This is a genomic window from Sporosarcina sp. P18a (genome assembly GCF_002743135.1).
Taxonomy (GTDB): domain Bacteria; phylum Bacillota; class Bacilli; order Bacillales_A; family Planococcaceae; genus Sporosarcina.
In genome coordinates this window covers 239,013-261,190 of the sequence record NZ_PDYQ01000003.1, presented here as the reverse complement: position 1 = coordinate 261,190, position 22,178 = coordinate 239,013, and the positions used below count along the sequence as shown (strand labels likewise).

General features: G+C 43.3%; 23 protein-coding genes and 1 riboswitch. Of the genes, 22 read left to right on the top strand and 1 reads right to left on the bottom strand.

Annotation, left to right across the window (positions count from 1 at the left end; genetic code table 11):
• Positions 1-52 precede the first annotated feature (52 nt).
• The 22 genes from CSV75_RS10945 (at position 53) to CSV75_RS10840 (ending at position 20,575) form a co-directional block, all read left to right on the top strand.
• Positions 53-187 carry a YfhE family protein gene (locus tag CSV75_RS10945; protein WP_099635831.1) on the top strand — a complete coding sequence of 45 codons (135 nt, stop codon included), beginning with the start codon at positions 53-55 and terminating at the stop codon, positions 185-187.
• 143 nt (positions 188-330) lie between these two features.
• Positions 331-1,317, top strand: a complete 987-nt coding sequence (locus CSV75_RS10940; RefSeq protein WP_199171347.1) for an alpha/beta hydrolase — start codon at positions 331-333, stop codon at positions 1,315-1,317.
• Between the two features lie 63 nt (positions 1,318-1,380).
• Entirely contained in the window at positions 1,381-2,811 is a 1,431-nt protein-coding gene (locus tag CSV75_RS10935) for a sensor histidine kinase (protein WP_099675841.1), read from the top strand.
• Positions 2,804-3,373, top strand: coding sequence for an ANTAR domain-containing response regulator (locus CSV75_RS10930; protein ID WP_099675840.1), 570 nt, complete (start codon positions 2,804-2,806; stop codon positions 3,371-3,373). The genes CSV75_RS10935 and CSV75_RS10930 overlap by 8 nt, the downstream gene beginning before the upstream one ends.
• Positions 3,374-3,527: 154 nt before the next feature.
• Positions 3,528-4,790: an ethanolamine utilization protein EutH gene (eutH, locus tag CSV75_RS10925; RefSeq protein WP_099675839.1), complete on the top strand. Its 1,263-nt coding sequence runs from the start codon at positions 3,528-3,530 to the stop codon at positions 4,788-4,790.
• A gap of 24 nt (positions 4,791-4,814) precedes the next feature.
• Positions 4,815-5,156 (top strand): ethanolamine utilization microcompartment protein EutS, encoded by a 342-nt coding sequence (eutS, locus tag CSV75_RS10920; protein WP_099630432.1) that lies wholly within the window; start codon positions 4,815-4,817, stop codon positions 5,154-5,156.
• 12 nt (positions 5,157-5,168) lie between these two features.
• Positions 5,169-5,666 (top strand): EutP/PduV family microcompartment system protein, encoded by a 498-nt coding sequence (locus CSV75_RS10915; RefSeq protein WP_099675838.1) that lies wholly within the window; start codon positions 5,169-5,171, stop codon positions 5,664-5,666.
• Positions 5,667-5,952: 286 nt separating this feature from the next.
• Complete coding sequence (locus CSV75_RS10910) at positions 5,953-7,398, top strand: ethanolamine ammonia-lyase reactivating factor EutA (protein WP_099675837.1); 1,446 nt, start codon at positions 5,953-5,955, stop codon at positions 7,396-7,398.
• Between the two features lie 14 nt (positions 7,399-7,412).
• Positions 7,413-8,777 carry an ethanolamine ammonia-lyase subunit EutB gene (locus CSV75_RS10905; RefSeq protein ID WP_099675836.1) on the top strand — a complete coding sequence of 455 codons (1,365 nt, stop codon included), beginning with the start codon at positions 7,413-7,415 and terminating at the stop codon, positions 8,775-8,777.
• Positions 8,778-8,784: 7 nt separating this feature from the next.
• On the top strand, positions 8,785-9,783 hold the full coding sequence (eutC, locus tag CSV75_RS10900; protein WP_369825378.1) for an ethanolamine ammonia-lyase subunit EutC: 999 nt from the start codon (positions 8,785-8,787) through the stop codon (positions 9,781-9,783).
• On the top strand, positions 9,743-10,444 hold the full coding sequence (eutL, locus tag CSV75_RS10895; RefSeq protein ID WP_099675834.1) for an ethanolamine utilization microcompartment protein EutL: 702 nt from the start codon (positions 9,743-9,745) through the stop codon (positions 10,442-10,444). The genes eutC and eutL overlap by 41 nt, the downstream gene beginning before the upstream one ends.
• Before the next feature lie 43 nt (positions 10,445-10,487).
• A complete protein-coding gene (locus CSV75_RS10890; protein ID WP_199171354.1) occupies positions 10,488-11,987 on the top strand; it encodes an aldehyde dehydrogenase family protein in 1,500 nt (499 codons plus the stop codon).
• A gap of 23 nt (positions 11,988-12,010) precedes the next feature.
• Positions 12,011-12,295, top strand: a complete 285-nt coding sequence (locus tag CSV75_RS10885) for a BMC domain-containing protein (protein WP_029053414.1) — start codon at positions 12,011-12,013, stop codon at positions 12,293-12,295.
• Positions 12,296-12,328: 33 nt separating this feature from the next.
• Entirely contained in the window at positions 12,329-13,201 is an 873-nt protein-coding gene (gene pduL, locus CSV75_RS10880) for a phosphate propanoyltransferase (protein ID WP_099675832.1), read from the top strand.
• 16 nt (positions 13,202-13,217) lie between these two features.
• Positions 13,218-13,523 (top strand): EutN/CcmL family microcompartment protein, encoded by a 306-nt coding sequence (locus CSV75_RS10875; RefSeq protein WP_099673066.1) that lies wholly within the window; start codon positions 13,218-13,220, stop codon positions 13,521-13,523.
• Entirely contained in the window at positions 13,498-13,839 is a 342-nt protein-coding gene (locus CSV75_RS10870) for a BMC domain-containing protein (RefSeq protein WP_099630440.1), read from the top strand. Before CSV75_RS10875 ends, CSV75_RS10870 begins: the two co-directional genes overlap by 26 nt.
• A 60-nt stretch (positions 13,840-13,899) precedes the next feature.
• Entirely contained in the window at positions 13,900-14,850 is a 951-nt protein-coding gene (gene mdh, locus CSV75_RS10865; protein ID WP_099630441.1) for a malate dehydrogenase, read from the top strand.
• 377 nt (positions 14,851-15,227) lie between these two features.
• Positions 15,228-15,398: a hypothetical protein gene (locus tag CSV75_RS16320; RefSeq protein ID WP_158231650.1), complete on the top strand. Its 171-nt coding sequence runs from the start codon at positions 15,228-15,230 to the stop codon at positions 15,396-15,398.
• A 167-nt stretch (positions 15,399-15,565) separates the two neighbouring features.
• A riboswitch (cobalamin riboswitch) is annotated at positions 15,566-15,742 on the top strand.
• A gap of 174 nt (positions 15,743-15,916) precedes the next feature.
• Entirely contained in the window at positions 15,917-17,179 is a 1,263-nt protein-coding gene (locus CSV75_RS10860; RefSeq protein WP_144034780.1) for a hypothetical protein, read from the top strand.
• A gap of 384 nt (positions 17,180-17,563) precedes the next feature.
• Complete coding sequence (locus CSV75_RS10850) at positions 17,564-18,685, top strand: YibE/F family protein (protein WP_369825377.1); 1,122 nt, start codon at positions 17,564-17,566, stop codon at positions 18,683-18,685.
• A complete protein-coding gene (locus tag CSV75_RS10845) occupies positions 18,682-19,470 on the top strand; it encodes a YibE/F family protein (protein ID WP_099675828.1) in 789 nt (262 codons plus the stop codon). The genes CSV75_RS10850 and CSV75_RS10845 overlap by 4 nt, the downstream gene beginning before the upstream one ends.
• Before the next feature lie 151 nt (positions 19,471-19,621).
• A complete protein-coding gene (locus CSV75_RS10840; protein WP_099675827.1) occupies positions 19,622-20,575 on the top strand; it encodes a bile acid:sodium symporter family protein in 954 nt (317 codons plus the stop codon).
• Positions 20,576-20,633: 58 nt separating this feature from the next.
• On the opposite strand, the gene ahpF is transcribed toward CSV75_RS10840, so the two are convergent.
• Positions 20,634-22,172, bottom strand: coding sequence for an alkyl hydroperoxide reductase subunit F (gene ahpF, locus CSV75_RS10835; protein ID WP_099675826.1), 1,539 nt, complete (start codon positions 22,170-22,172; stop codon positions 20,634-20,636).
• Positions 22,173-22,178: the final 6 nt, after the last annotated feature.

Sequence of the window (22,178 nt, the reverse complement as noted above, 5' to 3'; positions counted from 1 at the left end):
ATTTCATCTATGCGTGGAACACTGACAGCTAGACGGAAAGGAGTGTTTAGACTTGAGTGAAAACAAACAGCCACATAAAACATTGACTGATAAGAATAATGGTCTTTCATCCACACAGGAAGTATTGTACGACAAGGAGTTTAAACGAGCAGATCAGGCTACCGAGCAAGACAATAAGAAGAAGTAAGAAGTAAAAATAGTGAATGAAGTCCGTCCCAGTAGTCGTTATCCAACTACTGGGGTTTTTCTCATGAAATCCTCCTAACGAATTCTTCGTTTTCACTGTATAATAAAAGTAAATACTAAGACAAAGAGAACGAGGATATAGAAATGAAAAAAATAAGATGGAAAAAGGTTGTCGTTTTACTAGTTGCTATCTTTATTATTTTTCAGATAGCAGGAAGCTTTTTCTTCTATAACTTGGCCATCAAACGTGGTCCCAAAGACTTCCTGACAGGCAATGCTGACTTGAAAGTATCAGCTGAAACCATGGATGTGTTTTTAAATGGAGACTGGCTAGATTGGGTGGATAAACAGGAGTTTGAAGAAATGCACATGACGTCAAGAGATGGTATAAAGTTAATGGGGTATTACTTGCCTGCCAAACAGCCGACTAACAAATTAGTGATTCTGACACATGGTTATTTAGGACACGCAAAACAGATGGGCTTGTACGGTCAATTTTATTATGAAGAACTGGGATATAATCTCTTCATGCCAAACGCTAGAGGACATGGAAAAAGTGGTGGAGACTATTATGGTTTTGGATGGCCGGATCGTTTGGATTTGATTGATTGGACGAAGTTACTTAGCGAAAATATGGATCCTGCTACAGAAGTGGTCTACCATGGGTTGTCAATGGGGGCCGCTACAGTTTTGATGGCAAGTGGTGAGAAGCTTCCCGATCAAGTGAAGGCAGTCATTGCAGATAGTCCGTATCAATCCGTTTATCAGCTTTTTGCCTATCAATTAAATCGAATGTTTCATTTGCCGGCATTTCCGTTACTTGATAATATGAACTTATTGACGAACGCAAAAGCGGGATATTCATTGAAGGAAGCAGATGCGCTGAGTGCTGTACAGCGTGCAACTATACCAATCCTGTACATACACGGCAACGCCGATACATTTGTACCGACAGATATGACAAAGGAGCTGTACGAAGTAACGGAGAGTGAAGCGGAACTGTTTTTAGTAGATGATGCGAATCACGGGGAAGCATTCGTGATGGATCAGAAAGCGTATAAGAGAAAGGTGGAAGATTTCCTTAATGCCCATTTATCTACATCGAACTTGTCAATTGACCTCTTTCGCTAACCAATCTATACTAATTTTACAGGGTAGGGGTAGCAGTATTCCTGATCGTAGGGTCGTGGCGTATTGGTAAAATCAACAGTAGAGAAACTTTGTAAATTACATACGGAATTGACTAATCAAGATGTGCAGATTTTGCAAGAGATGGCGTTTAGCTTACAAACCTATGCAGATCTGTCCAATTCGTATATGTTCATTGATTGTAAATTAAAACCGAGTAATCAAGCGATTGTCGTTGCAGAGGCTTTTCCAGTGGGGTGTACTCCACTGTATACTAATTCTGTCATTGGAAAGATTGTATTTGAGTCTTTTGAACCGGGCGTTTTTTATTCTTATCGTAACGGAAAGAAATCTATCATACAGCAGGCGATGACACAAGAAGGTATCGTGGTGCATCAAACCGTGGTACCCATTAAGAACACCTATCATCAAGTGATCGGTGTGTTGGTTTCTGAGAAACAAGTCACCTCACCGCTACCGGCTGACGATATAAAAAGGTTTTCGGTAGTTACAGAAACGGCGGAAGATCAACTGACGAATTCGGGTCTTGGAGTAGTCTCGGATTTATTGATGGAGATGCTTATTTTGACTGATGCTAGTAATCGATTAGTTTATGCAAATCCCTCGGGGTTAAAGCTTATTTCTGAAATGAGCGGACGGGATGACGTATTGTATCGAGATTTATTGGAAATGCTACCGTTTTTGCGGACAGTTTATGAGCAGGAAGAGGATGTATTTGTCTTTGAGTTGACGATTCAGGACAAAAATTTAATTGTAAAAAAAATAAGAATGCGTGAAAAAAATAAGTCTCAAGAAACGTTGTTGATCGTCCAAGATATTACTGAACTTCGAACAAAGGAAAAAGAATTGATGATGAAATCTGTCGTCATTAAAGAAATACATCATCGGGTTAAAAATAATTTGCAAACTGTCGCAAGCTTGATAAGATTGCAAATGCGTAATGGCATATCAGCTAATAACCGATCTGCTTTTGAGGAAACACTTAACCGGATATATAGCATTTCCTCTGTGTATGAAATTATCCTTACGAAGGAAGATGCAGACGACGATGATGTAAATATTATAGATTTGACAAGAAAAATTTGTTCCACGATGGTACTAAACGATTACAACTTAAAAGTAGACTTGATTATTGAGCCGAATGGCAATAAAATAATAACAACCTCTAAGAAAGCGGTTTCAATAGCATTGATTATTAATGAGCTCATACAAAACTCCCTAAAGCATGCATTTCGAGGCAAAGAAGAAGGAATTATTAATGTGGAATTTATTGTGGATCATGACTTTGTAGAACTTCACGTTTCCGACAACGGCGTTGGAATGAAGAATCCGCAAACGTCACTCGGCACGGAAATTATCCACAACTTAGTAACCAATGACTTAAATGGTGAGTTCCTATATGTGCCCAGGGAAATCGGGACTCATGCAGTAATCAATTTCCCAGTGGGTGCGGAGGTGGAGATTTTTAATGGGTAAACGAATCTTGATAGCGGAAGACGAATCAATTATTCGCATGGATCTAAAAATGACTTTGCAAGACCATGGCTATGAAGTCGTTGGGGAAGCAGGCGATGGTGATCGAGCGATCGAGCTAGCCTTTTTGCATAAACCTGATTTAATTTTGATGGATATTAAAATGCCGAAGATGAATGGGCTAAAAGCCAGTCGAATCATCGGAGAACAACTGGATATACCGATTTTAATCATTACCGCGTACAGTCAAAAAGAATTTGTGGAAAAGGCACAGCAAGACAGTGTGGTCGGCTATTTAGTCAAGCCCATTTCTGAAGCCAATTTAATTCCTGCAATTGAAGTTGCACTGCATCAATCCAGTAAAGTACACCGGCTAAAAGACGGTATTCAGCAGGCAAAACAGGAAGTGGAAAAGCGGAAAGTCATCGAACGGGCAAAAGGTATTCTGATGAATTCAGAGAACTTAACCGAGCAACAGGCATTTAAAAAAATGCGTGATACAAGTATGTCAAGGCAAATGACAATGGAGTCACTTGCAGTAGAGATTATAGATTCGCACAAGTAAATAGACCTAAGCAAAGACGCTTAAAGAGATACCTTCTTTAAGCGTCTTTTTGTCTTCTTTTTTCAGAATTTGTCATTAGATTTAAAGGTGGTGGCAAGTGTATTAATACAAGGTGGACGGTAACACTATAAGAAAGTAATAGGGGGAAACTCAAATGGAAATGATCGGTACGGTAATTGTCTACATTATCATGGCCTGTGCAGTTGCAGGGGCATTTGCTTCAATAAAAAATCCGGAAGAGGGATTAGGTAAGGAATTCATGTCTGGATTACACGCTGTTGGGCATATCTTCGTTCCTGCAGCAGGAATCATGGCGTCTATACCCTACTTGACCTGGTTTATCAGTAAATTCATTGGTCCTGTATTTAATTCAATCGGGGCAGATCCGGCACTTGCTGCAACTACTATTCTGGCTTCAGATATGGGTGGTTATCAGTTAGCGGAAGCGCTAAAGGTTACAAATGAAGGATGGATCATGGCGCTGATCGTTGGTTTCATGTCCGGAGCAACAATCGTCTTCTCTATTCCAATGGGACTTGCCATGCTAGATAAACGAGACCATAAGTACATGGCGCTTGGCATCATGTCAGGTGTATTGACGATTCCAATCGGTGCATTTATTGCATCGGTATTAGTTGTTTTGTTCAACACGGACGTGCGTGATGTAATCAGCACGACGGCTACATCCAATTATGAGTTTGCGATTAGTTATTTACAAATCTTCATAAATTTATTGCCATTATTACTATTTGTTGTATTGATCGCGGTCGGACTGAAGTTCGTTCCACGTATTATGATTAACGGATTTATGATTTTTGGCCGTGTGATGGACGCTGCCATTAAACTTGTATTAGTGTTCTCTATTGTAGAAGTATTTACGGGTATCTTTACTAAGATCTTTGGTGTTTGGGGCTTTGATCCAATCATGGCGGATAAAGCAGACCAATTCCGTGCACTTGAAACAGCCGGATATATTGGTATTATGTTAGCGGGTGCATTCCCAATGATTTACTTGATTCGAAAGTACATGGGGACACCTTTGGAAGCCGCGGGAAAGAAAATTGGGCTTTCGCCTGAAGGTAGCGCGGGTCTACTTGCGACTGTCGCGAATATCTTGGCGATGTTCTCATTAGTTCGTTACATGAAACCAAAAGATAAAGTTATCAATATCGCATTCGCAGTGTGTGCTGCATTCTTGCTAGGTGATCATTTATCTTTCACAGCGAATTTCCAACCCAATATAATTTTACCGGTTATACTAGGTAAATTAAGTGCGGGTATCATCGCGGTTATCATTGCATACAAGCTGTCTGTACCAACAGCATTAAGGTTGGAAAAGCAAGACCGTGAAGCGGGAATTATTCGCGAAGGCGAGTACGAAGATGTTGAAACGAAAGCTCCCGCCGCTAAAGCATAAAAATATAAACAAGGAGTGTGTATAATGAGCGAAGACAAGAAACGATTTATACAGGAATTCGTTCCAGGAAAACAGATTACACTCAGTCATTTGATCGCTAATCCCGATCCAGACATGTTTCAGAAGTTAGGCATCCAGGAAGCTGGAGCTTTAGGTATTCTCACTTGTACACCGAGTGAGACGGTAATTATCGCGGGGGACTTAGCTACGAAAGCAGCAAATGTTCAAATTGGATTCCTCGATCGATTTACAGGAAGTCTTGTCATCGTAGGGAGCGTCTCCGAAGTAGAGATGGCTATGCTGGAGATTAATCGTTTTTTATCGGAGAAGTTAAAGTATACGCCAGCTGAAATCACAAAATCATAAGGAGTGAGGACGATGCGAAACAAGGCAATGCTGATCGGTGCGGTACGGGCGGGAAAGTCTACATTGACGAATGCTTTATTGGGCCGAAAAGTAGAAGCTTTCAAAACGCAAACGCTCAGTTATTATGATTGGATTGTCGATACACCGGGCGAGTACACAGAAAATCCAATGTTCTACAAAAATATTATGGCCACCGCGCTTGAAGTAACGCATGTACTGTATTTGCAAGACGCAACGAGTGAAAAGCTTATTTTTCCACCAGGTTTCAGCATGGGAATCCCGAAACTACCCATCGGGGTCATCACCAAATGCGATCTTCCGGAAGCGGATATAGATCGTTCACTTGGCATGTTAAAGACTGTCATGAACGTCGGACCCATTGTCATGATTTCTTCCAAAACGGGTATGGGGATCAAGCATATAAAGGAATTGACAAAGCTGAACGACCTTCCGGCGATGCGGCATTACGTAGAATCAAAAGCCGATAAGTACTTGATCTTCCACGGCTAATTTTCTTTACAGCCAGATAGGAATTTGATATAGTAAATTTCATACAAGTGAATAAAAACGGCAAAGACGCCTTTACATCCCATGGGAAAATCCATGGGTTTGTAAAGGCGTCTTTTTTATATCAAAAGCGCAAGACGCCGTCTAACTCCGACAGGCGTTTGTAATCTTCCCGACAAAGTGCATACTTTGTACGTTATTGGGAAGATTGAAATGACCCGGAAGCTGGTGTCTAAGCTAGATATAATTAAAAGTACAGGGCAGTAAGTAATCAGAAAGGAGTGTGGGCGTGAGCAATTTCAATAAGCACGAAACAATTATTAGTGCAGGAATTGATATTGGCACAAGCACGACAAAACTGATTATCAGTCGTTTTTCTCTACGTAATGTAGCGGGTGCAACACATGTGCCACGAATAGAAATTACAGATAAAGAAATACTCTACAAGAGCCCAGTATTTCGAACACCATTGCAAGACGCAGTGACGATTGATGTAGCGGGTGTCCAACAGATTATACGCACTGAATACGACAAGGCAGGAATCCAGCCTTCGCAGATAGAAACAGGCGCTGTCATTATTACAGGTGAAACCGCAACCAAACGAAACGCCAGTGAAATGTTGCATCAGTTGTCTGATGAAGCAGGCGATTTCCTCGTCGCAACGGCAGGCCCTGACTTAGAAGGAATTATCGCAGCAAAAGGGTCAGGCAGCTATGAATCATCTGGAAAAAGTGGCCAGGTAATTGCCAATATAGACATTGGTGGAGGGACAGCAAATATTGCAGTATTCAAAGACAAGCAACTTCTTGGTACATGTACGATGCATATCGGGGGTCGCTTGATCGAATTTGAACACGGAAAAGTCCGTACCATTTCACCGTCAGTCGAACGGTTATTGCAAGACCAAGGCTATACGTTACAAGTCGGTGACCCCAAAAATGCATCAGCTGTATCATTCGTAACGACTTATATGGCAGAAGCGATGGCGCGTATTTTGAAGAAAGAAGTTCAGGCACAAGATCGAGTGCTTTTGCTAGGTCATGAACCGAACTGGTTGCAACCAATCGATACCATCGTCTTTTCAGGTGGTATTTCCGAATGTATGTATCATCATACTTCCGGTGAAGTCCAAATAGCGCGGTACGACGATATCGGCATGCAACTTGCGGAGGCACTGCTACAAAACACATCACTACAACACTTTACTTGGCAAGAGCCGGTAGAAACTGTACGGGCTACTGTATTGGGAGCTGGAACACAGACTACTGAAATTAGCGGAGCTACCATACAGATTGCGCCACATGAGTTGCCATTAAAGAACATTCCGATTTACCAATATGATTTTGAAGGAAATCTCGAGATAGGATTATCCCGATTTGAAGACGCGGTTCAGCAGGCGGTTACTTTATACGACTCTGCGAAAGAAGGACAAAACTTCGCTCTCTATCTGTCCAATCTTCCCTATCTCGGATTTCGCGATGTGCAGAGATTGGCCAAGGCAATTGTTCAGATCATGAACGAGAGGCCGCGCCCTGAACAACCGATTATATTGGTCATTCAATCAGATCACGCTAAAGTGATTGGCCAAACGTTGGCGGCATTACAAGTGAAACAAAGCATTATTTGTATAGATCAAATTAATGTGGAAACAGGCGATTACATCGATATCGGCAATGCGCTCACCTCAGGCGTCGTACCGGTCGTTGTGAAAACCTTAACATTCCATACAACGTAAAGGAGGTCTTGTACGTGAATTTATCCACTACATTAGGCGGCGAACGATATGTGTTCCATGACCTAAAAGAAGTGCTAGCAAAAGCGAATGAAGAGAAATCTGGAGATCGTCTCGCAGGAATTGCGGCGGAAACCGTGCAAGAACGAATCGCTGCCAAAACAGTCGTTAGTGAGTTGCTTATAAGCGACATCCGTAACAATCCACTGATCCCAATCGAAGATGATGAAGTCTCACTGATTATTGAAAATGATATTAACGAGAAGGTCTACAGTGGAATCCAGAACTGGAGTATCGCAGAACTGCGCGAATACATTTTGAGTAATGAAGTAGGGGACCGCGAATTAAAACGTCTCAGTCGCGGATTGACTTCGGAAGTCATTGCGGCTGTAACAAAGCTGATGTCCAATCTGGACTTAGTACACGCGGCAAATAAAATCGAAATCTTATCAACGTGTAATATTACAATCGGTCAAAAGGGTACTTTGTCTTCCCGCCTGCAACCGAATCACCCGACGGACAATATTGATGGAATCATCACTTCGTTAAAAGAAGGCTTGTCTTACGGTATCGGTGATGCGGTAATTGGGATCAATCCTGTAGATGATTCCGTAGAAAGCGTAAAGCGTGTATTGAATGCGACGAAAGACTTTATTGATGAATGGGAAATCCCAACACAAAACTGTGTACTTGCACACGTTACGACACAGATGAAAGCAATCGAACAGGGAGCTCCTGCGGATATGATTTTCCAAAGTATCGCAGGAACGGAAAAAGCCCATCGTTCATTTGGTATTTCAGCAGAATTAATTGCGGAAGCGAAAGATCTATCGCTGAAAATGGGTACGGGTACTGGTCCTCAAACATTGTATTTTGAAACAGGACAAGGATCCGAACTGTCGGCTGAAGCGCATTATGGCGTAGATCAAGTAACCATGGAAGCACGGAACTACGGTTTTGCACGACATTATGATCCGTACATTGTCAACACAGTTGTCGGATTTATTGGTCCGGAATATTTATATAACAGTAAGCAAGTGATCCGAGCGGGCCTTGAAGATCACTTTATGGGCAAGCTACATGGACTGCCGATGGGTGTAGACATTTGCTATACGAACCATATTAAAGCAGACCAAAATGACATTGAAGATTTAAGTATCTTATTATCAGCGGCAGGTGTGAATTTCATCATCGCAGCCCCTATGGGTGATGACGTTATGCTGAATTACCAGTCCATGAGCTACCATGACGTGGCGACCGTTCTTCAGACGATGGGTAAAACACCAGCACCTGAATACTTGAAATGGCTTGAAAAGATGGGGATTTACGAAAATGGCATGTTGAGTAAATATGCTGGAGATCTCACACTCTTCAATCGATAGGAGGTGGATAGACTTGAATGAGGATTTAATTCAGCAAATCACAAAAATGGTTGTAGAAAAACTAGAGGCTGCGAGTAGTGGTCAAACCATACAACAACAGCCAACGAACGAACAGAAAGTAGAGTTGTTTTCACGGCGACCTATTGGGCAGTTGGAAGTGGAAACTGTGAAAAAATCGCCTAGCGGAGCGGTGGTGTTCCATAGTACGACACAAGGGCCGAAGCGGAATATTTCCACCGTAAAACCAAAACCGACGACGGCGTATGGTAATCCGAAATCAAAACCACAAGAAGATCTTGAGGAAGACAAGCTGGCAGAATATCGTAAGAAAACACCAGCTAGAATAGGGGTCGGGCGCGCAGGCTCACGTCCGAAAACGAAGACGTGGCTACAGTTCCGACTGGATCACGCTGCAGCAGTTGACGCAGTCTACGGTGAAGTACGTGATGACTTGCTCGAACAGCTAGGATTGTTCCAAGTGCAATCCAAAGTGTCAGATAAAGAGGAATACATTCGACGCCCGGATCTTGGTAGAAAGCTTTCAGACGAAGCAAGAGCTTTGATTCAAGAGCGTTGTAAAAAATCACCTGTCGTACAAATTGTAGCGTCAAATGGACTGAGTGCGAAAGCAATCGAAGAAAATTTGGAAGACGTTTACTTATCATTACAACAATCACTTAACAACTTGAATATTGATATGGGAACAACGTTTTATGTTGATAAGGGGCGAGTTGCCGTGATGGACGATATCGGAGAGCTGTTGCAGCCTGACGTTGTCGTCATGCTGATCGGTGAACGTCCGGGTCTTGTGTCTGCAGAGTCGCTAAGTGCTTATATATGCTACAAGCCTAGACATGGCACGATTGAAGCGGATCGTATGGTCATCTCCAATATTCATAAAGGCGGAATCCCTCCTGTTGAAGCGGGTGCATTTCTTGGAACGGTTATTCAGAAAATCTTGAAATATGAAGCGAGCGGTGTATCGCTTGTTCAAAAGGAAGGATAAGGAAGGAGGAGGGCAAGTGAAAATCTATGCAGACATATTGTCGATGCAAGTCATTTCGAATGTCAGTCCGGAACTTGCTGAGAAGTTCCGATTGAAGCCTCATCAGCGTAGTCTTGGGTTGATCACGACGACAATTGACGACGTCGGCTATACAGCAATTGATGCAGCAACGAAGCATAGCGATGTGGAAGTGGTCTATGCAAAAAGTTTTTACGCGGGCTCAGCTCACTCTTCTGGTCCGTTATCGGGAGAGTTTATAGGAGTCATAGCTGGCTCGTCGCCGGAAGAAGTAAAAAGTGGTCTTGATTCGATTCGTATAACGATAGAGCACGAAGCGTATTTTGAGGCGATTAACGGAAATCGTGATCATGCGTTATATGCGCATACCATTTCCAGTTGTGGGAGTTACTTAGCTGACATGGCCAATGTAGCCGATGGACAGTCATTGGCATACTTGATTGCACCGCCTGTTGAGGCCGTTGTCGGTTTGGATGCTGCACTAAAAGCTGCAGACGTTACACTTTGTGTACTCTATGCACCTCCCTCCGAAACCAACTTTGGCGGTGGTCTACTGACAGGCAGCCAGTCTTCTTGCAAGGCAGCAGCCGACGCATTTCGAGAAGCGATACAGAAGATGGCGAAAGATCCGTTAAGTTACTGATAGATAAGTATCTAGAAAGGAGTGTTTTAATTTGGTCCAATTAATGGATAAAGATTTATTGGCTTTACAACAAATGCGTACAGCCGTCCAAACTGCAAAAGAAGCACAAGAGAAATTCATGGGCTATACTCAGCAACAAGTTGACAAGATTGTCAAAGCCGTTGCTGATGCCGCTTTTGAACAATCCGGTCGCCTTGCACAACTTGCGGTAGATGAAACAGGTATGGGGGTAGCAGCTCATAAGAAAATTAAGAACGAAGTGGGCTCCCGTGATGTATACGAAAGTATTAAAGATATGAAAACGGTCGGTGTCATCAAAGAGGACCATATGAATAAGGTCGTGGAAATCGCTGCTCCGTTCGGTGTAGTTGCCGCAATCATCCCAACGACCAACCCAACATCGACGGCGTTCTTCAAAACGTTGATTTCATTGAAGACACGAAATTCCATTGTAGTTAGCCCTCACCCTTACGCAGTGGAATGCACACACGAAGCATTAAAAGTATGTGATGCAGCAGCGGTTGCAGCTGGAGCCCCTGAAGGTTTGATTCAATGTCTCACACTGGCTTCAATGGAAGCTACACAGCAATTAATGTCGCATAAAGACGTGAATCTTATCATTGCAACAGGCGGTAGTGCGCTCGTCAAAGCGGCATATAGCTCCGGTAAACCAGCTTACGGTGTAGGTCCTGGTAATGTACCAGTTTATATCGAACGTTCCGCAAAGATTGAAAAAGCGGTAAAAGATATCGTAGACAGCAAGTCATTCGATTACGGTACGATTTGTGCAACCGAGCAAGCCATCGTGGTTGATAAGCACGTCGTGGACCTGGTTACGCGTGAGCTGAAGAAAAATGGCGCGTATATTTTATCGGATGAAGAGAAAAAGATTATGGAAGGTGTCATCTCACCGGTACCCGGTAAGGTGAATCCAAAAGTGGTCGGTAAGAGCCCACAGTTCATCGCGAAAATGGCAGGCATTTCTTTACCAGAAGGTACGCGCCTAATTGTCGGGATGGAAACAAAAGTCGGTAAAGACGTACCGTTTTCATTGGAGAAACTATCACCTATTTTCGCTATGTATGTCGTCGACGGTGTGAAGCACTCGAAAGAAGTGTGCCTCGACTTACTGAACCTTGGCGGACGTGGACACAGCTTGGCACTACATACCGAAATCGATGCAGTAGCTCGTGAATTCGCTATGGAAATGCCAGTATCACGTATTTTGGTCAACACGATGTCCTCTGTTGGAGCAGTTGGTGGTACGACAGGCTTAATGCCATCATTCACATTAGGTTGCGGAACATTCGGCGGCAATATTACATCAGACAATGTCACAGCTACGCATTTGCTGAACATTAAACGGATGGCATATGGCACGAAGGATGTACAATTGCCGAAGCATTCAGAGTCGACGGAAAGCTCCAATGATCAGCTCGTATCCAGTGTGATGAACAATGTATCAGCCACAACAAACAACAACATCGATCCAGCATTAGTACAGAACTTAGTCAGTGAAATCGTTAAACAACTTACAAAATAAAACACTATTAGGAGGAAACAATTATGAACAGAGAAGGTACAGCATTAGGAATGGTAGAAACTAAAGGATTAATCGGTGCAATTGAGGCAGCAGACGCAATGGTGAAAGCAGCAAGCGTAAACTTAGTAGGTAAAGTACATGTTGGCGGTGGAATCGTAACAGTTATGGTACGCGGTGATGTAGGCGCAGTAAAAGCAGCAACAGATGCAGGTGCTGCTTCAGCACAACGTGTGGGCGAATTGCTTTCTGTTCACGTAATCCCAAGACCACATAACGAATTAGAATTGATGTTACCAAAAAGCGAATAATCACTGCTGACATAGTAGAAAGGCGTGAACTAGATGAATCAGCAATTGATTGAACAAATTGTCGGAGAAATTCTTGGACAACTGGGCAAAAGTCCCGTTCAATTGCCGGAACGAGCGGTTCCCATTGCGGTTTCCGCCCGTCACGTACATTTACAGCCTGAACATGTGGAAGTATTGTTTGGCGCAGGGTATGAGTTGACACAGCGGTCCGAGCTTTCACAGCCGGGCCAATTCGCCGCCAACGAAACGGTGATGATTGCAGGACCTAAAAGTAGTATTGAACGTGTGCGTATTTTAGGCCCTGTCCGAAAAGCTACCCAAGTCGAGGTCAGCTTTACGGATGCCATGAAACTCGGCGTCAAGCCCCCACTTCGGGAATCCGGTAATATTGAGGGATCAGCACCGATTACATTAATCGGACCAAAAGGTAGTGTGCATATAGACCAAGGACTTATTATCGCGCAGGCACATATCCATATGGCACCTACAGATGCTACGCGCTTTGGTGTGGAAGATGGAGAGTATGTCACGGTGGAAGCAGACGGAGTCCGAGCCATTTCATTCCGCAATGTCCGTATTCGGGTGAATGAGCGTTATCGTCTCGAAATGCATATTGATACCGATGAAGCAAATGCAGGTTTCATTACACAAGGATCAATTGGTCGTCTAGTGAAATCGGGTGACGCGAAAGAAGTGGCATCTGTACAAGCGACGACGGAAGCGGTGAAGGCGCCTACTCCAGTAAATGTTCCAGAGGCATATGAATTCACAAAAAAACTTTTGTCGGCTGAAGACGTGTCCGAGATTTCAGAAAAGGAAATCGTTATTAATAAAGGCACAATTGTTACGGCACTAGCAAGAGATACGGCACGGGAACTCGGTAAAACGATATCGAGTAGAAAGTAGAAAAAGGTGATTACGCATGCGAATGGGTAGAGTGATTGGTAACGTATGGGCAACCCGTAAAGAGGATGGATTAGCAGGGCTTAAACTGTTAATCATCCAGCCAATTGATGCATACGGAAATAATATACAGTCGCATATGGTCGCGGCAGATCGGATTGGAGCAGGGGTTGGTGACGAGGTCCTCATTACGAGTGGCGGTTCTTCACGCTTTATTTTACCGAAAGAAAACCCGATCCCAATCGACGCGGTCATTATTGGTATTATCGATTCAACAGAAGTGAAAAGAGGTGATATACATGAGTCAAGCGATCGGAATGATTGAGACAAAAGGATTGATTGGATCGATTGAAGCGGCAGACGCAATGGTGAAAGCATCCAACGTGGAGTTGGTATCACAGGAGATGGTCGATGGTGGAATTGTTACGGTCATCGTTCAAGGTGATGTTGGAGCAGTTCAGGCAGCTGTTGACGCAGGTCGCGACGCAGCAGCGCGTGTAGGTGAATTACTAGGTGCGCATGTAATACCGCGTCCCGATGATTCAGTGTATGGCATGGTGAAACCCCTAGTGTCGACTACTCCAGAAATTCCGCAAGTTAAGAAACTGGCAGAAGCGAAGAAGGCACCGAAGAAAGACTGAGGAATAGGTGTGCTATAAGTGCATTCCTCATATTGAAGTCTATATAAAGGAGTGTTTTTCATGGCTTTCAAACGACATAAAATTGCAGTCATCGGAGCTGGTCACACGGGCTCTACGGCTGCATTGATGGCTGCACAGAAAGAATTAGGTGACATTGTCTTGGTTGATATCCCGGATCTTTCCAATCCGACTAAAGGGAAAGCACTGGATCTTCTTCAGACGAGTCCTGTACAACAATTTAATTCCCGTATTACAGGTACATCCAATTACGAGGATATTGAAGGCGCCGCAATGGTTATCATTACAGCAGGTGTTGCACGTAAACCAGGTATGAGTCGAGATGATTTAGTTGCAACCAATGCAAAGATTATGCGTTCTGTTTCCGAACAAGTGAAACGTTACGCGCCAGACAGTACCGTGCTGATTTTAAGTAATCCAGTTGATGCGATGACATATGTATGTTATAAAACAACTGGCTTTCCTAAAAACCGCGTAATTGGACAATCAGGCGTGCTTGATACTGCGCGTTTCACTACGTTCATCTCGGAAGAACTAAATATATCCGTAGAGGATATTTCGGGCTTTGTACTTGGTGGACACGGAGATGATATGGTTCCACTTGTACGTTATTCGTACGCCGGCGGCATTCCATTGGATAAGATTATCTCGAACGAACGGCTAGAAGCAATTGTGGAGCGCACTCGAAAAGGCGGTGGTGAGATCGTCTCACTACTAGGTAACGGTAGCGCTTATTACGCACCGGCAGCGGCTTTGGTTGAGATGGCTGAAGCAATTATTAAAGATAAGAAACGAATTATGCCGTCCATTGCTTATTTAGAGGGCGAATATGGATATCAAAACATTTATTTAGGCGTACCCACTGTTCTCGGGGGCAATGGTATCGAGAGTGTGATTGAACTTCCGTTAACAAAGGAAGAACAAATAGCACTCGACAAGTCAGCTGACTCTGTCAGAGCAGTCATCGACATTTGCGAAAAGCAAATGTCCTAATCACTACGGATCTCTCTAAGTCGTAAAGAGGACTTAGGGAGATTTTTTTGTATAAAAAGTTATAAGGTCGTGTTTTAGTCATTAAATGATAGAGAAGTCATAGGTTCTTCTCGAAAATCTACAAATGTTAACAGGGAATTACAACTTTTATATTTACAATTATTTATTTGGGTGGTACAATAAACAGAATTCACTGAATTATAAAGTATGTCTGTAGTATATTTACTCGGGGATATATATAAAGAATTCCTTCCTTTTGACTTCGTAATGTAAGCGCTGTCAAATGGGCAATTATCATTAAATGCCGAAAAAAATGTTCTTTTATTCCCCGGCAAGGCATATACTACGAAAAATACAAAATCCAGGAGGTAATTCTTATGAAAAACAACAACTATCAGAACAATTCATCACTACCGGAGCAGAACGAAACATTCTATTTAATCACAGGCTACTCGGAGAATGGTTTCATCCACGGAATCACGTGGGAAGAAGCATATGTTCAAGGATTGGCGGAGTGCGGCTGTCTATGCGGTCAACAACTAATGTAAGTAATGAAGAACACTCTACACGGGGTGCCTAGCACAAAACGATTGTGGACGTACTCACAATGTTTTTTGCATAGGTACCCTATTTAGTTATGTCATGATTCTTCTAATGCATACAAACGCTACCACCCACTATGTTATCCATGATAAAATGATAGCAATAAAATAAATGAGTTTGCACGATGCGCTGGTACCTATCAAGGTATAAAAGGGAATCCGTCAACCGGAGCTGTCCCCGCAACTGTATACACGGACGACCGCTAGAATTAGCCACTATGGAGACATGGGAAGGAACTTGCGGAAGGATGAAGTGAAGCCAGGAGACCTGCCACGTATCGAAAAAGCGACACTTTCTTCGGGGGTTGAGGAGTGGAAGCAAAAAAGGTATCTACATCTATGCATTTTTGTGTGTAGTATATTAAAGCTGCCTGACTTTGTTTCCTCATTCACAACTATTGCAATCATTTTGCCGAAGAGGCGGAATGATTGTTTTTTTGTTGTTTACGAAAGGAGACCGCGACATGAGAGTAGTGGAAAAGATAACCGAACGGGCACTATTGCAGTTATTGTATAAACAAGTAGAACAACAGCGTGGAGGGCCTGCGTTTTCGGGATTTCATCAAGTAGTAAAGAAATTGTTACAGGATGGGTTATACGATCGATGGATCTATGATTATTCAGTAACCGAAATCAAATGGCTTGGCTTACAGATTGTTGCTGAACGTGACCAATTGATCCCTTCTGCACTGTTGCAACCATATATGAATGAGTTTGTAACATCCAATTATTGTGATAAACAGATAGGTCTGCCTCAGGAGAGATTGATGCTCATAGCAATGGCCGCCATGCAACATGAAACTGTTCAGCGTCTGCGGAAAGTACAGGAAGCATATTGGATACTGAGCCAAGGCTATGTGACGTTACCAGCTGAAGTGATGTCGTTCTTCGATAAAGCATTCTATCAGCGAAAGACAAGAGTCCAACAATATACTATGGATATTTCCGACAATGGAATCACATCATTTTTATCAAGCGAGATAAAAGAAAAGCATATATGTATACCCGATTATTTTATGGAACAAGTACAAGCGTGCGGCTCTTGGAGTATATTTGAAGCTGAACAAGTAGAACGCGTTTTTGGATGTTCGCTTAGCCACTTCAATAGGGAAAGATTTCTTCATGCCACTGACGGTCTTACTATTGACTATAAAGAAATCTCAGCTATCGGTTTGATGAAACAGCTGCTTGAAAGTGAAGGTATTGTAGTGCATTTTTACAATAAAGAAAGACAAGAAAAAGCAGCATTATCCTCATATATTCAATTGCCGAATGTAATGCAGGAGACGGAGCTGGCACGTACATGTACCATACTTGTACCTTTGCTGAACGGCATTGAGAGTTTATGGGGACATGCTTTACGGGTTGAAGTGGCGGGGTGGGAAATCGCTATAGCTGACCAGAAAATTGATTTGCATTCAAAGAAGGCTCTTCTGTTTATTGAAGAAGTAGCGAGAGAAATAAACCACTACTTGAACGTAGCATCCTGTGAAAGCGGAATGCAAACACCTTTGCGCAAAGCAGCCACAGTTATGCATCGATCGATCAACGAGGCGACAAAACACCAGCAAACCGCAATGATCAATCGGGTAATTGCAGAACAGCGCCATACCGATCAAGGAGGTTCTGTTACGTTGGAGAAATCTTCTACCATTGAAACAGCAGAAGTGTTGCAGCTGCTCATGAAAGCATGGAGTGGTGGAATTCCTGAAGTCCGACTTACCTGAATCCCTTCTATAGGCTCAGCTAATTTTGCGCGTAGCGGGACTGTTTATCCAAGATTCCTTAAAACGAAAGCCACTGGATGAAAAAGTCCGTGTTGTAGAGTTTTTTGATTTTGACTGGCTGACGGGATCAAAGAAACATGGAAGATTTATGGAAGGTGGGACACTCCTAGGAATTGATGTTACACTCTACCATCAAGTGGTGGTTTTGGAGGTGCTGGATTTACTAGAACAGTTTTCTGTCCAGGAAATGGGTACATTCGCTTCTCTTCCTATAATGGAATCGGAGCTTTTCTCATTGGGGGTAATAGAGATATTTTTTTCAAATCTACGTCTTATTCATGGTAGGATTAATCTGTGACTCATCCTAGGAGTGTCAGGAGGATTATTTTGAATAGAATCAGAAACATCACAACATTGCAGTGGATCTTATTCTTTCTGTTAGCATTTTGCTGTACCATTTCCATTGCTTTTGTAAATCATAATTATTCATTTTATGATCGACCGATCGCCAAGGTAATCCATACAACAATAGAGGAAGAAACTGATGTAACAGACATGCATGGCAATGAAGATACGCTATTTGTCCAACACATCATAGCTAAGATCATGAATGGGGAAGAAAAAGGTCGGGAAATCCAGTTGGTAAATGAGTATTCATCCTCGGGGGCGTACGATCAACAGTACCATATAGGAAATGAAGTTTTCGTCTCCATTGATTCTAAGGTAGAAGAACTAGCGGGGAGTATAACAGACGTAAAACGTGATAAATACGTATTGATCGTTGCATGGATCTTCGTATTTACACTGCTAATTGTCGGGCATAAGCAAGGACTATTGGCGATAGTAGGCTTTGTGATTAACGTCATGGTACTATCATTCGCTTTAGATATTTATGTGAAATTTTATGAGGTCAGTTTACTTGTGGTTTGCGGGATATGTATCTGTTTATTCACAACCATTTCACTCTTACTAGTCAGTGGCCGAAACGAAAAAACATATGCCGCAATTGTAGCTACGCTAGTCGCAACAGTCATATCTCTTTCCATTACGTCTCTTGTCATCTGGATCACTTCAGGGAATGGGCTACGTTATGAAGAAATGCAGTTTTTGACGCGTCCTTATCACACGATCTTCATGGCGGGGTTGTTTATCGGGTCGCTTGGAGCCATCATGGATGTGGCCATTACGATGTCGTCTTCGATGTTTGCATTATATGAAAGAGATCATACTATATCCGTTAAAGCGCTGAAAGCATCTGGCATAGATATCGGCAAAGACATTATGGGAACCATTACAAGCATTCTATTTTTTGCTTATATAAGTGGATCTATCCCCATGCTAATCCTCTATTTGAAAAACGCTTCACCCGTAGGATTTGCACTCTCGATGAATTTATCGTTGGAATTAGCACGTGCATTAGCCGGTGGGATTGGAATCGTCTTAACTATCCCTATAGGACTCTATACAGCGATCTTCTTTATTGAACGAAAGAGGGCGAGAATATGAATGTAATAGTATGGCTCGCGGTTATATTACTCGTATTGATGATCTGGGTAGGTGGAAAAAGTGGAGTGCGATCATTCATTTCGCTGTTTTTTAACTTTGGTGTCGTCTTCTTCACCATGTTTTTTATGTTGGATCCGAACGCTAATCCTATTCTGATTACATTTATCGCCTGCATAGTTATAGGATGCGTCAGTTTATTTTACATTAATGAAGTGAACAGCAAAACGGTAATAGCATTCATCTCGACGATGATTACCATTAGTATATTATTGTTTTTCATTGTATTAGTATCCCAAAAGCTCATGATTCAAGGATTTGGTGAAGAGGAAGAAGAGGCAATCGCAGGTATGTCTCTCTATATTGGTGTAGACTTTGTAAAAATAGGTGCATCCGTCATTATTATGAGTACAATTGGAGCCATCATGGACGTCGCTATATCGATTGCTTCTACCATGCATGAAGTATTTAAGCATACACCCAGTTTAAGTAAGAAGGAATTATTTAAGTCTGGCGTCAGTATAGGACGAGATATTTTAGGAACCGATACGAATACATTGTTCTTCGCTTTCTTTGGAGGATATTTGGCATTGCTCATTTGGTTCAAGGATTTGCACTACTCCATTGGAGATATTGTCAATTCAAAGATATTTAGTTCAGAAATGATTTTGATACTTTGTGCGGGGCTTGGTATAGCGCTAGTTATACCAATAGCATCTTGGATCAATGCGTATTATCTGGTTAGACCTAGAGAAAAGTTAAATAAAGTACAAAAAGAGGAGCAATGAACTCGGTCTCTGCTATATATTGACGACGTATGATAATGCGCTCAAAGGTTCAAAGAAAGCGCTCATAGTAGCGGCTTGAGTGCTCTATTGAATGCGTTAACCGCTCATAACAAAAAACATAGACGGACTTCCTCGTAAGGAGGAGAACTACATGAAAACCATACAAACCATATCAAAAATCATTTCAAAGTACTTACCACTTTGGATCGTACTCTTATCCATCATTGCCTACGCTATTCCGGATGCATTCATTTCAATCCGGCAACTCACGGGCTTTGGATTAGGAACGATCTTCTTTCTGATGGGCATATCGCTTTCGTCGGAGAAACTGCTCAACGTCATCAAAAACCCGAAATATGCTTTACTTGGCATCTTGCTGAAATGGACGATCATGGTCGGAGTATCAATAGGAATTGCCTATATATTTTTTGGCAATCAAGAAGAGATTGCGACCGGCATTATTTTGGCGGGGACGGTACCAAGCGGAACATCTGCAAATATTTATACGTTTATTGCGGGAGGTGAAGTTGCGCTCAGTATTACGATGGCAACGCTTGATACATTCATTTCTCCTGTGTTGACACCGGTTTTATTGCAGACATTTGCAGGACGTTTTATACCTATTGAATTCTGGCCTTTATTTCTTAACATTATGTATATCGTGTTCTTTCCTTTGATTAGCGGTTTACTGATTCAGTGGAAGTTTCAGCGCCAAGTGGAGAAGTTCAAACCATATACAGGAGTCTTGTCCCAACTTGCACTATTTCTAGTCATCCTATCGGTCATATCCAATGCCCAGCAAGCACTGTCCGAGAACTTGTCTGTGCTACCGCTTGTATTCGTAGCAGTCACATTACAAGTTAGCATCCCAATGGGCGCTGGCTACTTCATCTCCAGATGGCTAGGCGTACCGGAGCGCAACGCCCGCGCGATTTTATTCCATACAGGTATTTGCAACACTGCCCTTGCCGCAACACTTGCGATGGAGCACTTCGGATCACTCGCAGCGGTACCGGCTGTTGCCAATATGGTAATGAACTTAACAATTGGCGCCTTAATGGCGAGTCTATTCGAAAATAAATTCCGGCTTGCAGTGGAAGAGTAAGAGCAAAATGCAAAAAAAGATGCAGAAGGGCGTATAGCCTTCCTGCATCTTTTCATTATTAGACTTCCACTTTACTGCGTACGAGATAATCGAACGCACTGAGGGAAGCAGTGGCGCCGGAGCCCATGGAGATGATGATCTGTTTGTATGGCTCGTCCGCACAGTCGCCTGCCGCAAATACGCCGGGTACGTTCGTCGCGCCTTTTTTATCGATCATAATCTCACCGAAGCGGTTGCGTTCGACTGAATCGCCGAGCCAGTCCGTGTTCGGCACGAGTCCGATCTGGATGAATATGCCGTCCAGTTCGATATGATGCTCCTCACCGGAATCACGGTCTGTATACGTGACGCCGTCGACTTTATCGGTGCCGGTGATTTCCTTCGTTTGGACGTTCGTCAGCACCTTCGCGTTCGGCAGGCTGTTCAGGCGTTCCTGCAAGACCGCGTCCGCTTTAAGTTCTGGTGCGAATTCGAGCACGGTAACATGATTTGCGATGCCTGCCAGGTCGATCGCTGCTTCTATACCGGAGTTTCCGCCGCCGACTACTGCCACGTCCTTGCCTTCAAACAAAGGGCCATCGCAGTGCGGGCAGTAGGCAACGCCTTTGTTGCGGAATTCCGCTTCGCCTGGCACGCCAATGTTGCGCCAGCGCGCTCCCGTCGACAAGATTACGGTCTTGCTCTTAAGAACTGCACCATTTTCCAGTTCGATTTCAATGAGATCCTTTTTTTCCAGACGTTTTGCTGTCTGCAGGTTCATGATATCGATATCGTATTCTTTCACGTGTTCTTCAAGGCTCGCCGCAAGCTTCGGTCCTTCTGTGCGATTGACGCTGATGAAGTTCTCAATCGCTGCGGTATCCAGGATCTGGCCGCCGAAGCGATCAGCGATGATGCCTGTGCGGATCCCTTTGCGGGCAGCGTAGATCGCTGCGCTTGCACCGGCAGGCCCGCCGCCGACAACGAGCACGTCGAATGGGTCTTTGTCTTCAAAGTCGGATGCATCCAGGCCGCTTCCCATTTCTACAAGGATTTCCTCGATTGTTTTGCGGCCGCTCGTGAATGGTTCGCCGTTTAAGTATACGGTCGGAACCGCCATGATGTTTTTGCTTTCCACTTCATCCTTAAAGGCTGCGCCGTCGATCATCGTGTGCGTGATATTGGGATTCAGTACGCTCATGATGTTCAGCGCCTGTACGACTTCAGGACAGTTCTGGCAGCTCAGGCTGATATAGGATTCAAAATGATGCGCGCCTTCGATGTTCTTCACTTGCTCAATCACCTGTTCGTCGACTTTAGGCGCTCTGCCGCTCACATGCAGCAAAGCTAGGACGAGTGAGGTAAATTCATGGCCTAGCGGAATGCCGGCAAACACGATGCCGGTATCTTCGCCAGGGCGGTTGACGCTGAAACTTGGGGTTCTTTCCAATTCTGCTTTCTCTACTTTGATGAGGGAAGACATGGAGGCTAGTTCATCCACTAGCTCCTGCATGTCCTGTGATACTTTGTCAGAGCCCACGCTGATCTTCAGTTGGACTTCCTTTTCCATCATCTCGAGATATTGGGCTAACTGCGCTTTAATATTCGCATCTAACATATGAAC

What these genes read in the sequence shown, in the direction of transcription:
- CSV75_RS10940 (WP_199171347.1), top strand. Translation starts at nt 331, where the DNA reads ATGAAAAAAATAAGATGGAAAAAGGTTGTCGTTTTACTAGTTGCTATC.
- CSV75_RS10930 (WP_099675840.1), top strand. Translation starts at nt 2,804, where the DNA reads ATGGGTAAACGAATCTTGATAGCGGAAGACGAATCAATTATTCGCATG.
- eutH (WP_099675839.1), top strand. Translation starts at nt 3,528, where the DNA reads ATGGAAATGATCGGTACGGTAATTGTCTACATTATCATGGCCTGTGCA.
- eutS (WP_099630432.1), top strand. Translation starts at nt 4,815, where the DNA reads ATGAGCGAAGACAAGAAACGATTTATACAGGAATTCGTTCCAGGAAAA.
- CSV75_RS10915 (WP_099675838.1), top strand. Translation starts at nt 5,169, where the DNA reads ATGCGAAACAAGGCAATGCTGATCGGTGCGGTACGGGCGGGAAAGTCT.
- eutL (WP_099675834.1), top strand. Translation starts at nt 9,743, where the DNA reads ATGAAGCGAGCGGTGTATCGCTTGTTCAAAAGGAAGGATAAGGAAGGA.
- CSV75_RS10890 (WP_199171354.1), top strand. Translation starts at nt 10,488, where the DNA reads ATGGATAAAGATTTATTGGCTTTACAACAAATGCGTACAGCCGTCCAA.
- CSV75_RS10885 (WP_029053414.1), top strand. Translation starts at nt 12,011, where the DNA reads ATGAACAGAGAAGGTACAGCATTAGGAATGGTAGAAACTAAAGGATTA.
- pduL (WP_099675832.1), top strand. Translation starts at nt 12,329, where the DNA reads ATGAATCAGCAATTGATTGAACAAATTGTCGGAGAAATTCTTGGACAA.
- CSV75_RS10875 (WP_099673066.1), top strand. Translation starts at nt 13,218, where the DNA reads ATGCGAATGGGTAGAGTGATTGGTAACGTATGGGCAACCCGTAAAGAG.
- CSV75_RS10870 (WP_099630440.1), top strand. Translation starts at nt 13,498, where the DNA reads ATGAGTCAAGCGATCGGAATGATTGAGACAAAAGGATTGATTGGATCG.
- mdh (WP_099630441.1), top strand. Translation starts at nt 13,900, where the DNA reads ATGGCTTTCAAACGACATAAAATTGCAGTCATCGGAGCTGGTCACACG.
- CSV75_RS16320 (WP_158231650.1), top strand. Translation starts at nt 15,228, where the DNA reads ATGAAAAACAACAACTATCAGAACAATTCATCACTACCGGAGCAGAAC.
- CSV75_RS10860 (WP_144034780.1), top strand. Translation starts at nt 15,917, where the DNA reads ATGAGAGTAGTGGAAAAGATAACCGAACGGGCACTATTGCAGTTATTG.
- CSV75_RS10845 (WP_099675828.1), top strand. Translation starts at nt 18,682, where the DNA reads ATGAATGTAATAGTATGGCTCGCGGTTATATTACTCGTATTGATGATC.
- CSV75_RS10840 (WP_099675827.1), top strand. Translation starts at nt 19,622, where the DNA reads ATGAAAACCATACAAACCATATCAAAAATCATTTCAAAGTACTTACCA.
- ahpF (WP_099675826.1), bottom strand. Translation starts at nt 22,172, where the DNA reads ATGTTAGATGCGAATATTAAAGCGCAGTTAGCCCAATATCTCGAGATG.